Origin of the sequence: Georgenia faecalis (assembly GCF_003710105.1) — a bacterium.
In the GTDB taxonomy this organism is placed as follows: domain Bacteria; phylum Actinomycetota; class Actinomycetes; order Actinomycetales; family Actinomycetaceae; genus Georgenia_A; species Georgenia_A faecalis.
The window spans coordinates 2,568,344-2,587,997 of record NZ_CP033325.1 but is presented as its reverse complement, the minus strand read 5'-3'; the positions used below and the strand labels follow the sequence as shown (position 1 = coordinate 2,587,997).

Here is a 19,654-nt window from a genome sequence, read left to right as displayed (position 1 = left end):
GGACATGGCGCAGCCTCCTCTAGACGGGTGGAGGATGAGCATGGCACCGATCGGAGGCGGGGTCGAGGGGTAAGTGTGCGATCAGCGACGTGTGGTCCCGCCGCCGAACGCTCGACCGATTCACTATGTTGTACTGGTGCAATACCCGTTGCGCTTCGTCCTCGTGCCGCTAGGTCATGCGAAGACCAGAAGTCTCCGCCCGGCGGGTACAAGAGATCGCGCGTCTTGCCTGAGTCAGGCTTGCCCGTCTACGAGTGCGTCGCCTCCTCGCTTCCCACTGCGGAGCGACTGACAGGGTTGCCGCGGACGCTAATCCGCGCCCGAGCCTGGTGGGCTCGATGCGGTAGCCCGTGGCTCCCAGGTCGGCCATCACCTCCGCGAATCGCGGAGAGACGATGGCGTCCAGGGGGTCGGTGTTCATGCAGTCGGCCAGCGTGCCTTGGGCTTGGCCACGTGGAACCGGCCGGGCACCTCGGAGTTGGCCTTGGCGTACTGCCCAGAGGGCACCCTCTCCGCGCAGGAAGTACAGGGGTTCGCGCATGGCCGGGGACCTTCTACGGATCAGAACCAGGACTTCAGACCGTACCGGGCGGTGAGCCGCCGCCCCTGCTCGAGGATCCGTCGGATGGGAGCGCGTGGGTGCGCTGAGGCCGGGCCTTCCGTCGCCGTCGTGCGAAGGCCCTCCGAACCGTCTGGTCCCTTCCTAATCATCCGTTGACCGACAGGGAAGATCAGGCCGCGGCTAGTGTGCCGCCATGCCCGTCGAGCGCACCCTGCTGCGCGCCGAGGAGGACCTGCGCGCCGGGCGTACCGCCCTCGCCCGGCAACGGATCCGTGGCCTCGTCGCCAGCATGCCGGAGCGCCTCGACCTGCGGGAGCGCCTGGCACAGGTGTACCGCGCGGAGGGCGACCTCGCGCAAGCGGGTCGCTGGTCCTATCTCAGCGAGTACCGGTACCCCGCCGAGGAGGCCGCCTTCGGGCGCCTGTGCGGGGGCGACCCCCTCCGGATGATGCGGGCGCTGTCGTGGTGCGCGGCGGAGGACGACGCCGCTACCGAGACGGCGCGCGGCCGACTGCGCAGCCTTCGCGCTGAGGCCGAGATGCGCGCCGGGGGGCCCGTGGACTGGGCTGATCCCCGTTACCCCGCACCGCCACGTGGGTGGCTCGACCGGCTGGCCACGCCCATCTTGATCTTCGTCGGTGGGGTGTGGTTGGTCGCCATCATCCCCGGCGCCGCCGAGGGCATCCGGGCGGTCATCGACTGGATCGCGGACCGGATCAGCTAACCCGGGCGTCTCGGGCGCGGGAGCGGCGGGCGCTCAGCGGTGGCCGGTCACCGCCGGAAGAGCCGAGCGAACCGGTCACCGTCCGAAGAGCCGGGCGAAGAAGCCGGTGCCGCGCTCCTTGGTGTGGCCCGGGCACCGCTGGGACGCGGGCACTCCCCGCATCACCTGGTCGACGTGCTGGCCACACCCGGCCCAGGTGGTCTTGCCGCAGGTCGTGCACGTGGCTGCTCGGCACATGGTGATGCTCCTTCTGTGAGGTGGTGCTTCGGTGGGAGAGGCGAGGTGAGGCGCGTCGGCGCACGTCGAGGCGCTGGTGCGCCTCGGGGTCGCCGAGCGTGTTCTGCGGTGGCGGCGGCGATGGCGCGGAGGCAGGCGCGCAGCCGGCGCCCAGGCACCTGCCGGTGACCGCCATGGCCGCGATGGCGAGCGCGAGCACACCGGCGCCGACGCCGACCACCGGGTGGGTCGTCATCATGCTGCCGGCGAATGCCGCGACAACCACGGCGACGGCCCCGCGGACCAGGCGCTCGCCCAGGCCGGCCCGGGCGCCGGCGACGTCCCGGGCGGGGGTGGGAGCGGAAGAGGTCATCGCGCGGGGGGAGCGCCGTCGTCGGCCTGGGCCGCGACGGAGGCGCGGACCTCGTCCATGTCGAGGCAGCGGACGCCCTCGATGACGCGCTCGAGCTGGGCGCCGTTGAGGGCGCCCGGCTGGGCGAAGACGATGATGCCGTCGCGGAACGCCATGAGCGTGGGGATGGACGTGATGCCGAACCCGGCCGCCAGCTCACGCTGCGCCTCGGTGTCGACCTTGCCGAAGGCGACGTCGGGATGGGACTGGGAGGCGGCCTCGAACACCGGGGCGAAGCTCCGGCACGGACCGCACCACGCGGCCCAGAAGTCGAGCAGGACGATCTCGTGCTCGGCGACGGTCGCCTGGAGGGTGTCGAGGGTGATCTCGCGTGTAGCCATGACCGGACCATACCCCGGGGGGTATGCGCGAAGCGACTCGGGCATGCGGATATCCCCACGTCGTTGGGGGGCTGGCCCCACTGACAGCGCCGCTTGGACGCCCAAGGGTGAGGGGTATGGGAAACGACGCCGGACACATGAACGCCGTTGCCGAGTGGGCAGTCGCACTGATGGAGTCGCTGGGCGGGCCGGGGGTGGGGCTGGTCATCGCCTTGGAGAACCTGTTCCCGCCCCTGCCCAGCGAGGTCATCCTGCCCCTCGCCGGATTCACGGCCAGCCGCGGGTCGTTCGGTCTGCTGGAGGCACTGGTGTGGACCACGGCGGGCTCGGTCGCGGGTGCGCTGGTCCTCTACGGCCTCGGCGCGTGTCTGGGGCACGCCAGGCTCCGGAGCATCGTGGCCCGGACGCCGCTGATGAAGGCCTCAGACGTCGACCGGGCGGCGGAGTGGTTCGCGCGGCACGGGTCGACGGCGGTGTTCCTCGGACGGATGATCCCGTTGTTCCGCAGCCTGATCTCCGTGCCTGCCGGGGTGGAACGGATGCCTCTGGGCCGGTTCACGCTGCTGACCGCCGCAGGGAGCACCATCTGGAACACCACCTTCGTCCTGGCCGGCTATCACCTCGGTGAGCACTGGACCCTCGTCGAGCGGTACGCCGACGCCTTCCAGAAGTGCGTGGTCGCCGCCGTCGCCATGTCGGGGATCGTGTTCGTCCTTCTACGACTGCGTCAGCGAGCGTCCGGCAGAATTGCCTCGTGAGCCCCGACGGCGTCGCGGTGCTTGGCGGTCGCGGACACAGCGCCGCCGAGGCCGTGCTGGGTGCGGTTCGGTCGCTCGCGGGATCGGTCATGGGGGTTGCCCTCGTGCCGGCGCTGCTGCTGGCGCTGATCGCCGCCCCGGTCTCCCGCGCCCCCGCCGCCACCGTCTCCCGGTGGCAGGCGCGGCGGCTGGCCTGGATCGAGGGGGTGCCGCCCAGCGCCCAGCCTTCCGGCGGGCGGCTGGTCGGCCTGCTCGCCATCGAGGCGCTGCTGGGCCTCCTGGCCGCCTGTGTGCTGGCGTTGGTTGTGGCCGGGGTCGTCGTGGCCGTCGAGACGGTCCTCGGCGCCGCGACGGGCCGGGCCGTGACGATCTTCGGCGCCGACCCAGGAGCGGTCACCTGGGCGACGGTGGCGCGATACGCCCTGCCCGGTGCGTTGCTGGTCTTCCTCGCGGCCTCGGGGCTCGTCGGGATCGCCAGGCTCGACCGCAGCGCCTGGGCGACCCTGGCCCGGCCGGGGGTGGGGGAGCTCACCCAGGAGGTGAGCCGGCTGCACACCACGCTCGATGACGTGATCGCTGCCGTGGACGCCGAACGGCGCCGTATCGAGCGCGACATCCACGACGGCGTGCAGCAGCGCGTGGTCGCCCTGTCGATCATTCTCGCGCGGGTCGAACGTACCGGTGACCCGGCGGTCCGTGCGGACCTCCAGCGGCGCGCACGAGCCGAGGCGCAGCAGATCCTCGACGAGCTGCGCGGCGTCGCCTGGCGCACGTACCCGGCGATGCTCGTGCGGGACGGCCTGGCCGCGGCGCTCGAGGTCCTTCGTGACCGGACCCCCGTCCCGGCCAGCCTGCGCGTGAGTGTGCCGGGACGCACCAACCACGCTGCCGAGGCGGCCGCCTACTTTGTCGCGAGCGAGGCGGTGACCAACGCGATCAAGCACGCGGACGCGTCACAGGTGCACATCGACGTCGCACGCCTGGGAGCCGACCTCGTCGTCACCGTCCGTGACGACGGAAAGGGCGGCGCCGACCCTGGAGGACTCGGCCTGTCCGGGATCGCCTCCAGGGTCGCGGCGCGAGGGGGCCGCCTCAGCATCGACAGTCCCCGAGGTGGTCCGACGACGATCAAGGCAGTGATCCCGTGCGAATAGCCCTCGCGGACGACTCCGCCTTGCTGCGGGAGGGGCTCGCCCAGCTCCTCACCGCCGAAGGGCATACGGTCACGCACGCGGTCGGCACCGCCGACGAGCTGATCACCGTCGTCGCCGCCAACCCGCCGGACCTCGCGCTCGTCGACGTGCGCATGCCCCCGAGCTTCGTCGACGAGGGCGTTCACGCCGCGCTCCGGATCCGCCGGGACTGGCCTGATGTCGCCGTCGTCGTCCTCTCCCAGTACGTCGAGCGCCGCCACGCGAGCGAGCTGCTCGACGGGCGGGGAGGCGTGGGCTACCTGCTCAAGGACCGGGTCTCCGACATCGGAGGCTTCCTCGACGCCCTTGAGCGTGTGCGGGACGGCGGCACCGCGTTCGATCCCGAGGTCGTCCGGCAGCTCATCGCCGCCCGGAGCGAGCCCGACGGGCGACTCGCTGGCCTCACCACCCGTGAGCGGTCGGTGCTGGAACTCGTCGCCCAGGGCCGGAGCAACGCCTCGATCGCCGCTCAGCTCTACGTCAGCCAGAGCGGGATCGAGAAGCACATCAGCACGATCTTCGGGAAGCTGGACATCCCCCCGGGCACGACGTACAACCGGCGGGTCCTCGCTGTCCTCGCCTACCTCCGCAGCGAAACCCCGCGAGCTCGGGGAGCTCAGCCTCCGGCCGGCTGAGCCGCGGTCGGTCAGCTCTGCACCGCCTGCCCCTTGGCCAGCGCCCGGTCCGTCAGTTCTGCATGGCGATCTGCTGCCCCTTGACCAGCGGGTAGCTCGCGAGCTCGCTGCCATCGAGGTTCTCGCGGTGCATGTCGACGGCGGTGACCTGGCTGTTCTCGTAGGTCGTGTAGTAGTACACGCCCGTGTCGGTGTTGCAGCACGAGGAGTAGATGGTGATCTCGTACTTGCCGCCCACGTCGACGCAGCCGCGTTGCTGGGCGACGGAGCCGAGGATCTGGAAGAACTGGCTGATCGACTCCGACTCGGAGTTGCCCGAGACCGAGTTCACCTTGGTGAACACCGCCTTCACGAAGCGTGAGCCGGAGGACAGGTCTCCGGGGAGACCGATGGCGCCCATTCCTCGGCTGTACGTGTCGAACCCGAGCGCGCGGGAGAAGTTGTTCTCCGGGGGCTCGGGCGACAGGCTCATGAAGTTGTTGAGGTTGAAGAGCTGGATGTCGAACGTCGGGTTGTTGGTGAGGACGCCCACCGGGTTGTCGTAGACCTTGAGGCCCTCCTTCACCGACTCCACGGTGATGGAGGCGTCCCGGTCGGAGATGATCCAGTGGAGCGGGGAGAGCGGGAACTGCTCGCTGAACGGGATGTTCACGAGGTTGAGGTCCTTCAGGGCCTCCTTCACCTCGTCCACCGTCGTGTACTGCCCGAGGATCCACGGGATGAACTCGAACGGCGTGATGTTCGTCTTGCCGTCCGCCTCGGGCTTGTAGTCCGCGTTCTCCGGGAAGTTCAGGCCCGCCATGCTCAGGCCCTTCTCGTTGGTCGCGTCGTAGTAGAGCGGGTAGCCGTCCGCGACGGTCGCCATGCCGATGATCGCGTAATGGCTCTCCAGCGGCGGCACTCTCCGGAAATTGAACACGAAGTTCCGGGGCGTGACGGTCACTGCCTCGTTGTACGAGAATTCGAGGTCGAGATTCCGACCGAAGTAGTGATCTTTGGTGATGTAGTTGGCTGCCGTGCACATGCGACTTCCCCCTTAGTCTCGGCTCCTGCCACCCTACGTCTGGCCCCGGCGATCGGCAGGGGAGCGGGTTCGGGGGCGGCCGCGCGAGACCGTCCGATCGCACGCGCGACCCCTCTCCGGTCGCAGGGTCTGTGCCAATGGCCCCGGCGGCGGGAATTGATCATCGTCCGCGTTTCAGCTGATTGTCGGCAAAGGGGGCGTGCGCGCGTGGGGCACGGCACCGCTCGCGTTTACGCCCCAAGGCGGGCGATGCGTTGATCATTTGCCGCCGACGCCATTGTCGACGAGGGGGCGTGCCGTTGAGCGCCGCCCGCCGGGGGCCGGCGACGATCCCCGGCGGGGCGTGAGGGCCTCGACCGGCGGCGGTCGGGCCGCCGTTCGCCGGGCAGCTGTGCCCGGCGTTTCTGCATGATCACGAGCGGGAGGGTGCCTTCCCTCCCGCTCCTCAGGTCAGCGCAGGACGAGCGGGGCGTGGGCCGAGCGGGCGGGGGACTCGACGGGCACGGGGCCGCGCCCGGCCCGCTGGCGGAGCCGCGCGAGGCCGGCGCGCTCGCGCCGGCGCAGGAGTGCCTTGAGGACGTGCTGCTTGGCGGTGAGGACGGCCTGCAGGCCGATGCCCACGCAGATGAGGTTGACGATCGCGGAGGGCCACGCGCCGCTCACCGAGGCGCTGATGCACAGGGTGAAGGCGCCGCCGAGGTTGAGGCCCTGGTAGAGCATCGAGTCCGGCTCGATGAGCCGCTTGGTGACCATGAAGTAGGCGGTGAGGGCGCACAGGGCGCCACCCCACCCGATGACGGTGAGGAGCACGGAGCCGAACGTAAGCACGAGGATGATTCTTCGGCTCCGAGCCATGCAGGTCAATGGAACGCCGCTGCACTCGGCATGTAGGTTTGCTTCATGGACGTGGACCCACGCAGGCTTGCCGTGCTCTTGGCCATCCAGCGCGCCGGCGGAGTGCTCGCTGCCGCCGACACGCTCCGGATCAGCCCCTCGGCGGTGTCCCAGCAGATCGCCCGGCTCGAGGCCGAGACCGGGGTCCGGGTGCTCGACCGCCGGCCCACCGGCGCGGTCCTCACCGCCGCCGGCCACGTCCTCGCCGAGGCCGGTGAGCGCATCGAGTCCGAGCTCACCGACGTCCGCCGCACGCTCGCCGCGCTTGAGGGCGACGTCGCGGGAACCGTCGTCGTCGGGGCCTTCCAGACCGTCATCCGGGCCGTCCTCGTCCCCATGCTCCTCGACCTGCCCCGCACCCTGCCGGGCGTCGAGCTCGTCGTGCGCGAGACCAGCCCCGAGGGCGGCCAGCGGGCCCTGCGCACCGCCGCCGTCGACCTCCTCGTCCTCGAGGCCGACGCCCAGGGCGAGGCACCCACCCCGCGTGGCGTGCGCGACGTGCCCTTCCTCGACGAGCCGTGGATCGCCGTCCTGCCCGCCGGTCTCACCCCGCCGAGCACCCTCGTCGACCTGGCCGGCCACACCTGGCTCGGCGTCGAGCCCGGGACGGCCGCGGCCCGCGCCGTCGAGCGCGTCGCCCGGACGTTGGGCACGGTGCCCGAGACGGCGCACCGCTACGCCGACTTCGATGTCGCCATCGCCCTGGTCGCCGCCGGCCTCGGCATCGCGCTGCTGCCGTCCCTCGCCCTCCAGCGGGTCCTGCCCGACGGCGTCCAGGCGGTCGCGGTGCCCGGCCTCGGGTCGCGCCGGCTCGTCGTGCGCCACCGGGTCACCCGCAAGGAGCCCCGGCCCGAGGTCCTCGCGGTCCTCGAGCAGATCGTCGAGGTGGCCGGCGCGCTCGAGCTCGCCTGAGCGCCGTCGTCCGGGGTCCTCGCGGCCCGCGCCGTCGCCCGCGGCTCCCGTGGCTCCCGCGGGCCCCCGCGGCCCCGCCGTCGGCGCTACGGCAGCGCGCGGTGCGTGCGGGGGATCCACCACCCGGCGACGACCACGCCGACGGCGACGGCCACCGCCACGAGGAACACCCCGGTGACGGCGTCGCCGAACAGCGCCGGCTCCTCGAGCGCGTCCGCCCCGTCGAGGCGGGCGTTGACCACGGCGCCGAGCACCGCGACGCCCACCGCGCTGCCCACGGACCGGGCGAACATGTTGGCGCCGGTGACCACGCCCCGCTCGCCCCAGTCCACGCTCGACTGTGCGGCGATGAGGCTGGGGGAGGCCACCAGGCCCATGCCCAGCCCGATGGCGAAGCAGCACGCCCCGACGGCGGCGATCGACGGCGCCTGGGCGGTGAGCACCAGCGCACCGGTGCCGACGACGACGATCGCCGCGCCGATGAGCACCGTGGCGCGGAACCCGATCCGCAGGTAGATGCGGCCGGACAGGGTCGCGGCGATCGGCCACCCGATGGTGAGCATGGCGAGGGTGAGCCCGGAGGTGAGCGGGGAGGCGTCGAGGAGCGTCTCGAGGAACGTCGGCACGTAGGTGGTCAGGCCGATGAGGATGACGCCGACGCCGACGCTGATGAGCCCCGTGGTGACGAGCAGGCGGCGCCGCAGCACCCACAGCGGCAGCACCGGCTCCACCGCGCGTCGCTCGACGAGGAGGAACGCCACGAGCAGCACGGTCGCGGTGACGAGCGAGCCGATGCTCACCGCCGAGTCCCACGCCCACGCGTTGCCGCCCTCGAGGAGGGCGAGGATGAGCAGGCTGACGCCGCCGGTGAGGAGCACGCCGCCGAGCCAGTCGATGCGGTGCCGCGTGCGCTCGACCGTCTCGTGGAGGTGCCGAATCAGGAGCCAGCCGGCGATGAGGCACAGCGGGATGTTGACGAAGAAGATCCAGTTCCACGTGACGAACTCGGAGAACACCCCGCCCAGCGTCGGCCCGACGACCGCGGAGATCGCCCAGACGCTCGCCAGGTACCCCTGCGCCTTGGCGCGCTCGGCGAGGGTGTAGATGTCGCCGGCGATGGTGATCGCCATCGGCTGCACCGCGCCCGCGCCCAGGCCCTGGATCGCGCGGAAGGCGATGAGGGCGGGCATGGAGGTGGCGAACCCGCACAGGATCGACCCCAGGAGGAACAGCCCGACGCCGAGCAGGACGACCGGCTTGCGGCCGATGCTGTCCGCCAGCTTGGAGTAGATCGGCACCGACACGGCCTGGGTGAGCAGGTAGATGGAGAACAGCCACGGGAAGCTGGAGAAGCCGCCGAGGTCGGCGACGATCGTGGGGACGGCCGTCGCGAGGATCGTCGAGTCGATGGCGACCAGGCTCGTCGTCATCATGAGCGCGAGGAGGATCGGCCCGCGTGAGGAGCGGAAGCCGACGCCGTCGTCCGGCGTGACACGGGTAGTCAGGGTGGTCCTCCTGCGGTGACAGAGGACGACGGCGGAACCGGCCGCGCGCGTCCGATGGGCATCGAGGCTAACCCCGCCGCGTGGCCCGCGCGCAGGGCATCTCACGCGCCCGGGCCGGCGGGTCGTGCACAGGCGCGCGCGATCGCCCCACGACGGCGACGGCGCCTGGCTACGCTCCGGCAGATGGGGGACGGGGGCACGTGGGTGCTGCTGCTCGCCGCGGCGACGGCGGGCGCCGCGGCCGCCGCCCTCACGCCCCGCCTGCGCCTCATCGCCCGCACGGACTCCCCGTGGCTGCGGGCACCGCTCCACGTCGTCCTGGCCGGGCTCGGCGGCGCCGGTGCCCTGGCGCTCGCCCCCGGGTGGGCCGAGGCGCTGACCTTCGCCGCGCTCGCGGTCGGCGGCGCGATGCTCGTCGTCGTCGACCTGGCCGAGCACCGGCTGCCTGACGCGGTGGTGGGGCCGATGGCCGTGGTGCTCGCCGTCGGCCTCACGCTCGCGGCGGCCACGCAGGGGGAGTGGGGGAGCCTGGCGCGGGCGGCGCTCGCGGGCCTGGTGCTCGGCGGCGCCTACCTGGTCCTCGCCCTGGCGTCGCCGGCGAGCCTCGGCCTGGGCGACGTCAAGCTCGCCGCCGTGCTCGGGGCCTTCCTCGGCTGGCTCGGCTGGTGGCACCTCACCGTGGGCGCGCTTGCGGCCTTCGTGCTCGGCGGGGTGGTGGCGCTGGTGCTCCTCGCCGCGGGGCGGGCCACCCGGCACTCGTCGGTGGCGTTCGGGCCGTGGATGATCGCCGGCGCCGCGGTGGGTGCGGCCTGGGGTCCCGCCCTCGCGGGCGTCTGAGCTCGCCGGGTCGCCGGGTCGCCCCGTCGCCGGGTCGCCGGGTCGCCGGGTCGCCGGGTGCGCGCGGCACCGGGTGCGCGTGCGTGGCGCTGTGCCGGCACCGCAGGCGGGACCCGGGCGGCAACCCCTCAACGTGAGGGGTTTCACGTCGTCTCGCGGGACCCCGGCGAGCACCCGGGCCGTCCGCGCTGGGACGATGGAATCCGTGACCGATCTCGCCCGCCACCACGGCCGCCCCAGCGCGAAGTTCGTGCTCATGGTCGGGCTCATGGCGGCGCTACCCGCGGTGACGACCGACATGTACCTGCCGTCGCTGCCCGAGGTGGCCGACGACCTCGACACCACCGCGTCGTTCGCGCAGGCCACCATCACCGGCGTCCTCATCGGTGGCGCCGTCGGCCAGCTCATCACTGGACCGCTCAGTGACCGTTACGGGCGCCGGCGCCCCGTCCTCATCGGCATCGCCCTGCACGTCGTCGCCTCGCTGCTGTGCATCGTGACGCCGGGCATCCTCCCGCTCCTCGCGCTGCGGGTGATCCAGGGCGTGGGCAACGCGGCCGCCACGGTGACCGCCATGGCGGTGATCCGGGACCGCTACTCCGGGTCCACCGCCGCCGCGATCCTGTCCCGCCTCATGCTCGTCATCGGCCTGGGGCCGATGCTCGCGCCGACCGCCGGAAGCTTCATCGCCGGCCTCGCCGGGTGGCGTGCGGTGTTCGCCGTGCTCGCGCTGATCGGTGTCGCGCTCGCCGTCCTCATCTGGTTCCGCCTTCCCGAGAGCCTGCCGCCCGAGCGTCGCCGCACCGACGGCGTCGGCGGAGCGATGAAGAGCTACGGCGTGCTGCTGCGCGACCGCGAGTTCATGGCCCTCACCCTGCTGCCGGGCCTCGGCCTGGGGGCGCTCATGAGCTACGTCGCCGGATCCCCGTTCGTCCTCCAGGGCGGCTACGGGCTGTCGGAGACGGAGTTCGCGCTCCTCTTCGCCCTCAACGGGGTCGGCCTCATCCTCGGCACGCAGGTCAACGCCTCCCTCGTGCGGCGGTTCGCCCCGCTCCACATCATCCGCGTCGCCGTCCCCATCGCCCTGGTGCTGGCGGTGGTCCTCCTCGTCGTCACCTCCCGGGATCTCGGCGGGCTCATCGGGCTGCTCGTCCCGCTGTGGCTGCTGCTCACGGTGAACTCCGTCGTCCCGCCCAACGCGTCCGCGCTCGCGCTCAGCCGGCACGGGGAGCGCGCCGGCTCCGCGGCCGCCCTCATCGGCGCCATGCAGGCCGGAGTGGCCGGCGTCGTCAGCCCCCTCGTGGGCCTGCTCGGCGAGGACGCGTTCGCCATGGCGACGGTGATCCTCGCGGTGCTCGCCCTCGCGTTCGTCGTCGTTGTGGTCGGCACGCCGGCCTACCGCCGGACGGGCCGGGCAGGCTAGGCGTCGAAGCGACCGTTCGTCGACGGCACTTCGTCGATCGATGTGGACAAGACGTTTCCGCGGGAACGTCTCGTCGACTGGTGTCCCCGCTCGCCGTCAGCCCTCGGCGGCGGAGACGGTGACGTCGAGGTCCCGGTCGAGGAGCGCGGCGAGGCGGCGGGCCTCGGCCTCGAGCTCTCCCGTGGGCGGGTCGCCCGCCTCGGCGAACCAGGTGACGGCGAGCGTCCCACCGGCGACCTTCCACGCGCCGGCGACCACGCCGGCCCGCAGCACGAGGTTGGCGCCCCGCGTCACGGCGGCGCGGTGGGCCGGGGGGACGATCCGGGCGTCGTCCGTGCCCGGCCCGAGGACCCACGGGTCCAGCCCGGGCAGCAGCGTCACCGTGGCGGTCTCCGGCTGCGCGGCGAGGGAGTCGCGGTCCGCCGCCCGCACGAGCATGGGCTCGCCGTCGACCTCCACCTCGACGACCGCGCCGTCGTCGATCAGGCCCGCGAGCCAGCCCTCGAGCCGCCGCCGGCCGGCGCTCAGGCCCTCGACGAGCCAGTGGTGGAGGTTGGCGCGCGTGGCGGGGCCGTACCCGCCGAGGTAGGAGAGGACCGCGTACCGGCCGGCGTCGTCGAGGTCGGGCGGCGCCTGCCACCGCGGGCTGGCGGTCGGGGCCTGGTAGGTCATCTGACCGTCCCGGGACGGCCCGATGACGAGGTCTCCCTGCCAGGCCAGCGGCTTGTTCAGGGTGTGGCTGCGGTCGGCCAGGGCCTCGCGCAGGTGCGAGAACCGGGCGTGGGCGGCGACGGCGTCGGCCAGCTCGGGGCGGGTGAGCGGCCCGTCGGCGAGCGCCTCGCGGACCGTCGCGCGCAGTGCCGGCCAGTCCTCCGCCTCGAGCCGGTAGTGCTCGCGCCAGCTGCGCAGCTCCCACTGCCGGCTCGCGGCGCGCACGGCCAGGTAGGCCCCGGCGTCGTCCGCGGCGAGCAGGTACGTGGCGCCGCGGAAGGCGTACGTCCGCACGAGGTCGCCGTCGGCGACGGCCCGCGCGACGGCGTCGGGCGCCGGGTCGCTCAGCCGACGCCGGACGGCGAGGTCCGCGTCGCCGGACCAGGTCGGAATGCCGCCGAGCCGCCGGACGACGTCGGCCGCGCAGGCCGCACCCGTGACGAGGAACTGGCGGTCCAGACGCCAGGCGAGCGCCTGGCCGAGAGAGACGGGCATGCCTGAGCGTAGGAGCGCGCGCCGGTGGCCACGCGGGGAATGCGCCGGCAGGCTGCTCCGCGCTGGGACCAGGCGCTCGCCGGGGGAGAGGCCGCGGATCGCGTAGCCTGTTCTGTCGTGGCCACCGACTTCGCTTACGAGATCCAGGACCTGCGCGGCACGCTCGACTCCATCCGTGCCGTCACGGACGAGGACGCCCTGCGCGCCCGGATCGCCGAGCTGTCGGAGCAGGCCGCGCAGCCCGACCTCTGGGACGACCAGGACGCCGCCCAGGCCGTGACGAGCCAGCTCTCCCACGCCCAGTCCGAGCTCGAGCGCATCCGCTCCCTGCTCGCGCGCATCGACGACCTCGAGGCCCTCGTTGAGCTCGGTGCCGAGGAGGACGACGCCGCCACCATGGTCGAGGCGGAGTCCGAGCTGGTCTCCCTGCGCAAGGCGCTCGGCGAGCTCGAGGTCCGCACGCTCCTCGCCGGCGAGTACGACCAGCGCGAGGCCGTCGTCACGATCCGCGCCGGCGCCGGTGGCGTCGACGCCGCGGACTTCGCCGAGATGCTCCTGCGGATGTACCTGCGCTGGGCCGAGCGCAAGGGCTACCCGACCCAGGTCCTCGACACCTCCTACGCCGAGGAGGCCGGCCTCAAGTCCGTGACCTTCGAGGTCAAGGTGCCCTACGCCTACGGCACGCTGTCCGTCGAGGCCGGCACCCACCGCCTCGTGCGCATCTCGCCCTTCGACAACCAGGGCCGGCGCCAGACGTCGTTCGCCGCCGTCGAGGTCATCCCGCTCATCGAGCAGACCGACCACGTCGACATCCCCGAGTCGGAGATCAAGGTCGACGTCTTCCGCTCGTCCGGCCCCGGTGGGCAGTCCGTCAACACCACCGACTCCGCCGTGCGCATGACCCACATCCCCACGGGCATCGTCGTGTCCATGCAGAACGAGAAGTCGCAGATCCAGAACCGCGCCGCCGCGCTGCGCGTCCTGCAGTCCCGCCTCCTCGTCGTGCGCCAGCAGGAGCAGGACGCCGCCAAGAAGGCGCTCGCCGGCGACGTCAAGGCGTCCTGGGGCGACCAGATGCGCTCCTACGTCCTCCAGCCGTACCAGATGGTCAAGGACCTGCGGACGGGTCACGAGCAGGGCAACCCCTCGGCCGTGTTCGACGGCGAGATCGACGACTTCATCGAGGCCGGGATCCGCTGGCGCCGCCAGCAGCAGGACGTCTGACCGGACCGCCGGCGTCGCCGCGCGCCCAGCACCGCGCGCCCCGGCGCCCGCCTCCTGGCCGCCCGGCGCCCCGCACCACGGTGCTGCGGCGTCCGTAACCGCGCCGGGTGGCGGCGGCGTGTCGGCCTCGGATCGGGCCGGGGCCGTGTTTAGTCTCGATCGCGGTCAGATGTACTTCCCCCATCGCCGAGACTGGCCGCAGTGAGCCCGTGATCCGATTCGAGAACGTCTCCAAGGTCTACGCCCGTGGCACCCGTCCCGCGCTCGACCAGGTGAGCCTGGAGGTCGAGCGCGGCGAGTTCGTCTTCCTCGTCGGCGCCTCCGGCTCCGGCAAGTCGACCTTCCTGCGTCTCGTCCTGCGTGAGGAGCGCCCGACGTCGGGCGACATCTTCGCGCTCGGCCGGGACCTGTCGAAGGTCTCGCAGTGGAAGGTCCCCATGCTGCGCCGCCAGATCGGCACGGTGTTCCAGGACTTCCGGCTGCTGCCCAACAAGACGGTCTTCGACAACGTCGCCATCGCCCTGCAGGTCATCGGCAAGCCGCGGCACCACATCCTCACCACCGTCCCCGAGACCCTCGAGACCGTGGGCCTGGCCGGCAAGGAACGCCGCCTGCCCCACGAGCTCTCCGGCGGCGAGCAGCAGCGCGTCGCCATCGCGCGCGCGTTCGTCAACCGCCCCGCGGTCCTCCTGGCGGACGAGCCCACCGGGAACCTCGACCCCAAGACGTCGATCGGCATCATGCGCCTCCTCGACCGCATCAACCGGACGGGAACGACCATCGTCATGGCCACGCACGACGACGAGATCGTCGACCAGATGCGCAAGCGCGTCGTCGAGCTGGAGGACGGTCGCACCGTCCGTGACCAGTCCCGCGGCGTCTACGGCGCGGCGCGGTAGGGGGCGGCATGCGCGCACGATTCGTCCTCTCCCAGCTCGGTTCCGGGCTGCGCCGCAACGTCGCCATGACCATCTCGGTCGTGCTCGTCACCTTCGTCTCCCTCACCTTCGTCGGCGCCGCGGCCCTGCTGCAGACGCAGATCGACAAGATGAAGAACGACTGGTACGACCGCGTCGAGGTCTCCGTCTTCCTCTGCCCGCAGGACTCGGCGGTGCCCACCTGCGCCGGCGGGGAGGTCACCGAGGACCAGCTCGCCGAGGTCGAGACGTTGCTGGAGTCCCAGGCGCTCGAGCCGTACATCGAGCAGGTGTACTTCGAGACCAAGCAGGAGGCCTACGACGCCTTCCAGGAGCAGATGCCGGACACCGTCTGGGCGCAGTCGCTGACCCCGGACCAGATGCAGGTCTCCTACCGCATCAAGCTCGTCGACCCCGAGCAGTACCAGGTGGTCGCCGACGAGCTCACCGGCCGGCCCGGGGTGGAGGAGGTCGTCGACCAGCGCGCGCTCCTCGAGCCCCTCTTCCTCATCCTCAACCGCGCCACGTTCCTCGCCGTCGGCCTCGCCGCGGTCATGACGGTCACGGCGGTCCTGCTCATCACGACGACGATCCGGCTCTCGGCGATGAGCCGCCGGCGCGAGACGTCGATCATGCGGCTCGTCGGTGCCTCCAACCTCTTCATCCAGCTGCCGTTCATGCTCGAGGGGGCGCTCGCGGCGCTGGCCGGCTCCCTGCTCGCCGTCGGCGGCCTGTGGCTGGGCGTGCGGTACCTCGTCGAGGACTGGCTGGCGGGTGAGTTCGCCTGGGTCCAGTTCGTCGGGACCGGAGACGTCCTGCTCATCGCCCCGGTCCTCGTCATCGCGGGCATCGCCCTGGCCGGCATCAGCTCCCTCGTGACCCTCCGTCGCTACACAAAGGTGTGAACGTGCTCGTGGTCGACCCCGTCCGTCGTCGTGCCCGCTTCGGCCGTGCCCTCGTGGCGCTCGCCATGGGCGCGGCCCTGCTCCTCACGGGCACCACCGCCCAGGCCGACGACAAGGCGGAGCTCGAGCGCCAGCGGCAGGAGAACGCCGCCGAGCGCGAGCGCCTCGCGTCCGAGCTGGAGGGGACCGATGCCGAGCTCGCGCAGACCTACCTCGCGCTCCAGGACGCCACCACCCGCCTGCCCATCGCGCAGGCCGAGCTGGCCCAGGCGGAGGGGGAGCTGGCCGCCGCCGAGCGCACCCAGCAGGCCGTCGCCGACCGCCTCGCCGTCGCCGAGGCCGAGCAGGCGGAGCTGGTCAGCCAGCTCGTCGAGGGCACCGAGCAGATCGAGCAGACGCGTTCCTCCCTCGGTGAGCTGGCCCGCAGCTCCTACCGCGGCGGCACGTCGCTGAGCACGCTGTCGGTCGTGCTGGACGCCTCCTCCAGCGAGGAGTTCGTCGCCCAGTACGCCGTCGTCGACACCGCCGTGCGGACCCAGACCCAGGTCCTCGACGACCTCGAGACCATCACCGCGGTCAACCGCAACCGTCAGGAGCGGCAGGACGCGGTCGCCCAGCGGGTCAACGAGCTCAAGGTCCAGGCCGACGAGGCTGTCGTCGCCGCGGACGCCGCGCGCGCCTCGGCCGCCGACCGCACCGCGGAGATCCAGCAGCTCATGGCGGACCAGGAGTCGCTCGCCGCGCAGCTCGAGGCGGCCAAGCAGTCGCTCAGCTCCTCGATGGCCGCGGCGCAGGCCGCCGACGACCAGCTCGCCTCCCGGATCGCCGAGATCGTCGCCGAGGAGCAGCGCCTGGAGCGCGAGCGCCAGGAGCGCGAGCGGCAGGAGCGCGAGCGCCTGGAGCGCGAGCGGGCCGAGGCCGCCGCCCGGGCCGCGCGCGAGGCCGCGGCGAACAACCGGCCGGCGCCCCCGCCGCCGCCCCCCGTCCCGGCCCCCGCGCCTCCCTCCAGCGGGGGCGGTGGCGCCTCGCTCATCCCGCCGGTGCCCGCGCCGCTGTACGTCACCTCGCCCTACGGCTACCGGATCCACCCCCTCGCCGGGTACCAGTGGATGCACGACGGCGTCGACCTGCGTTCCTCGTGCGGCAACCCCCAGGTCGCGTCCGCGTCCGGCACGGTGACCGACACCCGCCCCGCGGCCGGCAACGACTCCCACGGCAACCAGGTGCTCATCAACCACGGGATCATCGGCGGGGACAGCTACATCACGGTGTACAACCACCTCACGCGGTTCGCGGTGAGCGCGGGCGAGACGGTGCAGCAGGGCCAGGTCATCGGGTACACCGGCGCCACGGGCAACGTCACCGGCTGCCACGTCCACTTCGAGGTGTGGCGCAACGGCGCGACGATCGACCCGATGCGGCTGCCGGCGTTCTGACCGGGGCTCGGCCCGGTGCACGTGGCCCCGCCGCGCGGCGCCCGGGGGCAAAATGGTGCGACAGACGGGGCGGGCTGACCTAGGCTGGGATGCCGCTCGCGAGGAGTGGTTCCAGCGAGGGAGGATGGTCCGGTGGCCGGCACGAGCACGCAGGGTGCGAAGAAGCCCACCCAGGCGCAGCGCGCGAAGGAAGAGGCCGACCGTCGCACCGTCGTCGCGCGCAACAAGAAGGCGCGCTTCGACTACCACATCGACGCCACGTACGAGGCGGGCCTGTCCCTCACCGGCACCGAGGTGAAGTCGCTGCGCGCCGGGCGCGCGTCCCTCGTGGACGGCTGGGTGGAGATCGAGGGCGGCGAGGCGTGGCTCCAGGGCGTCCACATCCCCGAGTACACCGAGGGCACGTGGACGAACCACCCGGTGCGCCGCAAGCGCAAGCTCCTCCTCCACCGCGAGGAGATCGACAAGCTCTACAGCAAGGTCCGCGAGAAGGGCCACACGATCGTCCCGCTCGAGCTCTACTTCGTCCGCGGCAAGGCGAAGGTGGTCATCGCCCTCGCCCGCGGCAAGAAGGAGTACGACAAGCGCCACACGCTGCGCGAGCAGCAGGACACCCGCGAGGCGCAGCGCGCGATGAGCCTGCGGCTCAACCGGTAGCGGCGTGCCCGCCGTCGTGGCGCGCCGCCGCAGCCCCCGGTCCGCTCACGCCCTGGTGGCGCTTCTCGCGGCATGCGCCCTGGTCCTCCTGCCCGTGCTGCTCGGTCCCGGGGCGCTGCCGGCCGCGCGCGCGGACTCCAGCGACGACTGGTCGGTCACCCGCTACGACCTGCACGGCGAGCTCGCCGAGGACGGGACGATGGACGTCGTCCTCGACCTCGACTTCGACTTCGCCGACGACCCCGGGCACGGCCCCTACATCGCCATCCCCGAGCTCCAGGAGATCCCCGGCGACCCCGACCGCTACCGCGCCTTCGAGGTCACCGACGTCGCCGCGACCAGCCCCAGCGGGGCACCGGCGCAGGTGGCGACGGAGACGGAGTCCGGCACCCTCCTCGTCCGGGTGGGCGACGAGGACGTCGAGGTCGAGGGCGTCCAGTCCTACCGGATCACCTACCGGATCAGCGGGCTGGTCAACCCCGACGTCGACGGCGCCGACGAGCTGTACTGGAACGTCATCGGGCCGGCGTGGGAGGTGCCGCTGGAGGACGTGGGCGTCACCGTGGAAGGCCCGGCCGACGTGCAGGAGGTGCGGTGCTTCGCCGGCGGCGCGGGCAGCACCGACGCGTGCGCCGACGCCTCCAGCGACGCCGCCACGGCGACGTTCCGTCAGCGCGGGCTCGACGCCGGCGAGCAGCTCACCGTCCTCGCCACCTGGCCCGTGGGGACGTTCGATGCCGCCCCGGCCTACGCCCCGCGGCGGACCTGGGACAACACCATGGGGATCACCCCCGTCACCGGCTCGGTCGCCGGCGTCGCCACGCTCGCCGGTGGAGCGGCGGTCGTGTGGGTCGCCCGGCGCCGCGGGCGGGACGAGGCGGCGCTGGACCGGGCCGCGACGGGCGCCGGCGGCGCCGCGGCGCCCGTCCGGCCCACCCCGCCCGACGGCGTCCGGCCGGGGGAGGTCGGTACCCTCACCGACGAGCGGGCCGACCCCCGTGACCTGTCCGCGACGATCATCGACCTGGGGGTCCGTGGCTACCTGCGCGTCGAGGAGGTCGACGACGACGCGGCGCGCCCGCGCAAGGGCGGGGGCCAGGCGGGCGAGGCCGCCAGCTGGCGGCTGGTCCGGCTGACGCCGGCGCCGGGGGACCGGCTCGCGCGCTACGAGGAGGTCCTCCTCGCCGAGCTCTTCGGCGGGAAGACCGAGGTGCGCCTCGCGGACCTCTCCGGCTTCCACAAGGCCCGGGCCGCCGTCCAGGGCGCGCTGTACGAGGCCGTCGTCGAGGCCGGCTGGTTCCGCTCGGACCCGAGCGCCGCCCGCAGACGGTGGGGCCTCGTCGGCCTCCTTGTGCTGCTCGTCGGTGCCGCTGCCGCCGTCGTCCTCGTCCTCACCGGGCACGGGGTCCTCGGCATCCCCCTCCTCGTCATCGGGGCGCTGGTCCTGGCCGTCAGCTCGATGGCGCCGGTCCGCACCGCCCGCGGCACCGCGGTGCTCGCCGAGACGCTCGCCTTCAAGCGGTACCTCGCCTCCGTCGACGCGCACGCCCTGCGCATCGAGCGCGGCGAGGACCTGTTCTCCCGCTACCTGCCCTACGCCGTCGTCTTCGGGCTGGCGGACCGGTGGGCGGGGCTCTTCGCGCAGCGGGAGGCCGAGGGCGCACCGGTGACCGCGCCGAGCTGGTACCTGCCGGCCGCCGGGGTCGCGCTGTGGGGCTCGCCCGGCTCGGCCAGCAGCGCGGTGGGCGCCTTCGCGGCGGCCGCGGCGTCGGCGGCCACGCCCGGAGCCGGCGGGGGGAGCGGGACGACCGGGTTCGCCGGCGGTGGCGTCGGCGGGGGTGGTGGCGGCGGCTGGTGATCTCGGCGGACGGCG

General features: G+C 72.9%; 19 protein-coding genes. 13 read left to right on the top strand and 6 right to left on the bottom strand.

The genetic code is table 11. From position 1 onward, the window contains the following. The first annotated feature begins 755 nt into the window (after positions 1-755). On the top strand, positions 756-1,286 hold the full coding sequence (locus EBO36_RS11335) for a DUF6584 family protein (protein WP_122824717.1): 531 nt from the start codon (positions 756-758) through the stop codon (positions 1,284-1,286). 75 nt (positions 1,287-1,361) lie between these two features. Here the strand turns inward: EBO36_RS11335 and EBO36_RS15370 are convergent, their stop codons facing one another. Beyond that, a complete protein-coding gene (locus tag EBO36_RS15370; protein ID WP_164471451.1) occupies positions 1,362-1,523 on the bottom strand; it encodes a hypothetical protein in 162 nt (53 codons plus the stop codon). Between the two features lie 348 nt (positions 1,524-1,871). Further along, positions 1,872-2,255: a thioredoxin family protein gene (locus tag EBO36_RS11330; protein ID WP_122824716.1), complete on the bottom strand. Its 384-nt coding sequence runs from the start codon at positions 2,253-2,255 to the stop codon at positions 1,872-1,874. 116 nt (positions 2,256-2,371) lie between these two features. On the opposite strand from EBO36_RS11330, the gene EBO36_RS11325 reads away from it, so the two are divergent. The 3 genes from EBO36_RS11325 to EBO36_RS11315 are packed head-to-tail and all read left to right on the top strand — an operon-like array spanning position 2,372 to position 4,841. Beyond that, positions 2,372-3,013 (top strand): DedA family protein, encoded by a 642-nt coding sequence (locus EBO36_RS11325; protein WP_122824715.1) that lies wholly within the window; start codon positions 2,372-2,374, stop codon positions 3,011-3,013. After that, the gene (locus EBO36_RS11320) at positions 3,010-4,167 is read left to right on the top strand and encodes a sensor histidine kinase (protein ID WP_122824714.1); all 1,158 of its coding nucleotides are present in this window, start codon (positions 3,010-3,012) and stop codon (positions 4,165-4,167) included. The genes EBO36_RS11325 and EBO36_RS11320 overlap by 4 nt, the downstream gene beginning before the upstream one ends. Next, positions 4,158-4,841: a response regulator transcription factor gene (locus EBO36_RS11315; RefSeq protein ID WP_122824713.1), complete on the top strand. Its 684-nt coding sequence runs from the start codon at positions 4,158-4,160 to the stop codon at positions 4,839-4,841. The genes EBO36_RS11320 and EBO36_RS11315 overlap by 10 nt, the downstream gene beginning before the upstream one ends. A gap of 52 nt (positions 4,842-4,893) precedes the next feature. On the opposite strand, the gene bsh is transcribed toward EBO36_RS11315, so the two are convergent. Together bsh and EBO36_RS11305 are read right to left on the bottom strand one after the other, a co-directional pair. Continuing rightward, positions 4,894-5,865 carry a choloylglycine hydrolase gene (bsh, locus tag EBO36_RS11310; RefSeq protein WP_122824712.1) on the bottom strand — a complete coding sequence of 324 codons (972 nt, stop codon included), beginning with the start codon at positions 5,863-5,865 and terminating at the stop codon, positions 4,894-4,896. Between the two features lie 450 nt (positions 5,866-6,315). Then, on the bottom strand, positions 6,316-6,693 hold the full coding sequence (locus EBO36_RS11305; protein ID WP_122824711.1) for a CBU_0592 family membrane protein: 378 nt from the start codon (positions 6,691-6,693) through the stop codon (positions 6,316-6,318). A gap of 72 nt (positions 6,694-6,765) precedes the next feature. On the opposite strand from EBO36_RS11305, the gene EBO36_RS11300 reads away from it, so the two are divergent. Next, entirely contained in the window at positions 6,766-7,671 is a 906-nt protein-coding gene (locus EBO36_RS11300; RefSeq protein ID WP_122824710.1) for a LysR family transcriptional regulator, read from the top strand. 86 nt (positions 7,672-7,757) lie between these two features. Here EBO36_RS11300 and EBO36_RS11295 read toward each other — a convergent pair whose 3' ends face one another. Next, the gene (locus EBO36_RS11295) at positions 7,758-9,104 is read right to left on the bottom strand and encodes an MFS transporter (RefSeq protein WP_122824709.1); all 1,347 of its coding nucleotides are present in this window, start codon (positions 9,102-9,104) and stop codon (positions 7,758-7,760) included. Positions 9,105-9,359: 255 nt separating this feature from the next. Here EBO36_RS11295 and EBO36_RS11290 point away from each other — a divergent pair, with 255 nt between their 5' ends. Both EBO36_RS11290 and EBO36_RS11285 read left to right on the top strand, forming a co-directional pair. Further along, the gene (locus EBO36_RS11290; protein ID WP_122824708.1) at positions 9,360-10,013 is read left to right on the top strand and encodes a prepilin peptidase; all 654 of its coding nucleotides are present in this window, start codon (positions 9,360-9,362) and stop codon (positions 10,011-10,013) included. A 196-nt stretch (positions 10,014-10,209) separates the two neighbouring features. Then, positions 10,210-11,436: a multidrug effflux MFS transporter gene (locus EBO36_RS11285; RefSeq protein WP_122824707.1), complete on the top strand. Its 1,227-nt coding sequence runs from the start codon at positions 10,210-10,212 to the stop codon at positions 11,434-11,436. A gap of 96 nt (positions 11,437-11,532) precedes the next feature. On the opposite strand, the gene EBO36_RS11280 is transcribed toward EBO36_RS11285, so the two are convergent. Next, positions 11,533-12,642 carry a DNA glycosylase AlkZ-like family protein gene (locus tag EBO36_RS11280; RefSeq protein WP_122824706.1) on the bottom strand — a complete coding sequence of 370 codons (1,110 nt, stop codon included), beginning with the start codon at positions 12,640-12,642 and terminating at the stop codon, positions 11,533-11,535. 117 nt (positions 12,643-12,759) lie between these two features. On the opposite strand from EBO36_RS11280, the gene prfB reads away from it, so the two are divergent. The 6 genes from prfB to EBO36_RS11250 all read left to right on the top strand — a co-directional run bounded on the left by prfB (position 12,760) and on the right by EBO36_RS11250 (position 19,639). Next, positions 12,760-13,866, top strand: coding sequence for a peptide chain release factor 2 (gene prfB, locus EBO36_RS11275; RefSeq protein ID WP_122824705.1), 1,107 nt, complete (start codon positions 12,760-12,762; stop codon positions 13,864-13,866). 209 nt (positions 13,867-14,075) lie between these two features. Next, the gene (ftsE, locus tag EBO36_RS11270) at positions 14,076-14,765 is read left to right on the top strand and encodes a cell division ATP-binding protein FtsE (protein WP_122824704.1); all 690 of its coding nucleotides are present in this window, start codon (positions 14,076-14,078) and stop codon (positions 14,763-14,765) included. Positions 14,766-14,773: 8 nt separating this feature from the next. Next, complete coding sequence (gene ftsX / locus EBO36_RS11265; RefSeq protein ID WP_122824703.1) at positions 14,774-15,688, top strand: permease-like cell division protein FtsX; 915 nt, start codon at positions 14,774-14,776, stop codon at positions 15,686-15,688. 2 nt (positions 15,689-15,690) lie between these two features. Further along, positions 15,691-17,124 carry a M23 family metallopeptidase gene (locus EBO36_RS15725; RefSeq protein WP_122824702.1) on the top strand — a complete coding sequence of 478 codons (1,434 nt, stop codon included), beginning with the start codon at positions 15,691-15,693 and terminating at the stop codon, positions 17,122-17,124. Positions 17,125-17,256: 132 nt separating this feature from the next. Further along, positions 17,257-17,781: an SsrA-binding protein SmpB gene (gene smpB / locus EBO36_RS11255; protein ID WP_122824701.1), complete on the top strand. Its 525-nt coding sequence runs from the start codon at positions 17,257-17,259 to the stop codon at positions 17,779-17,781. A 4-nt stretch (positions 17,782-17,785) separates the two neighbouring features. Further along, positions 17,786-19,639, top strand: a complete 1,854-nt coding sequence (locus tag EBO36_RS11250; RefSeq protein WP_122824700.1) for a DUF2207 domain-containing protein — start codon at positions 17,786-17,788, stop codon at positions 19,637-19,639. Positions 19,640-19,654: the final 15 nt, after the last annotated feature.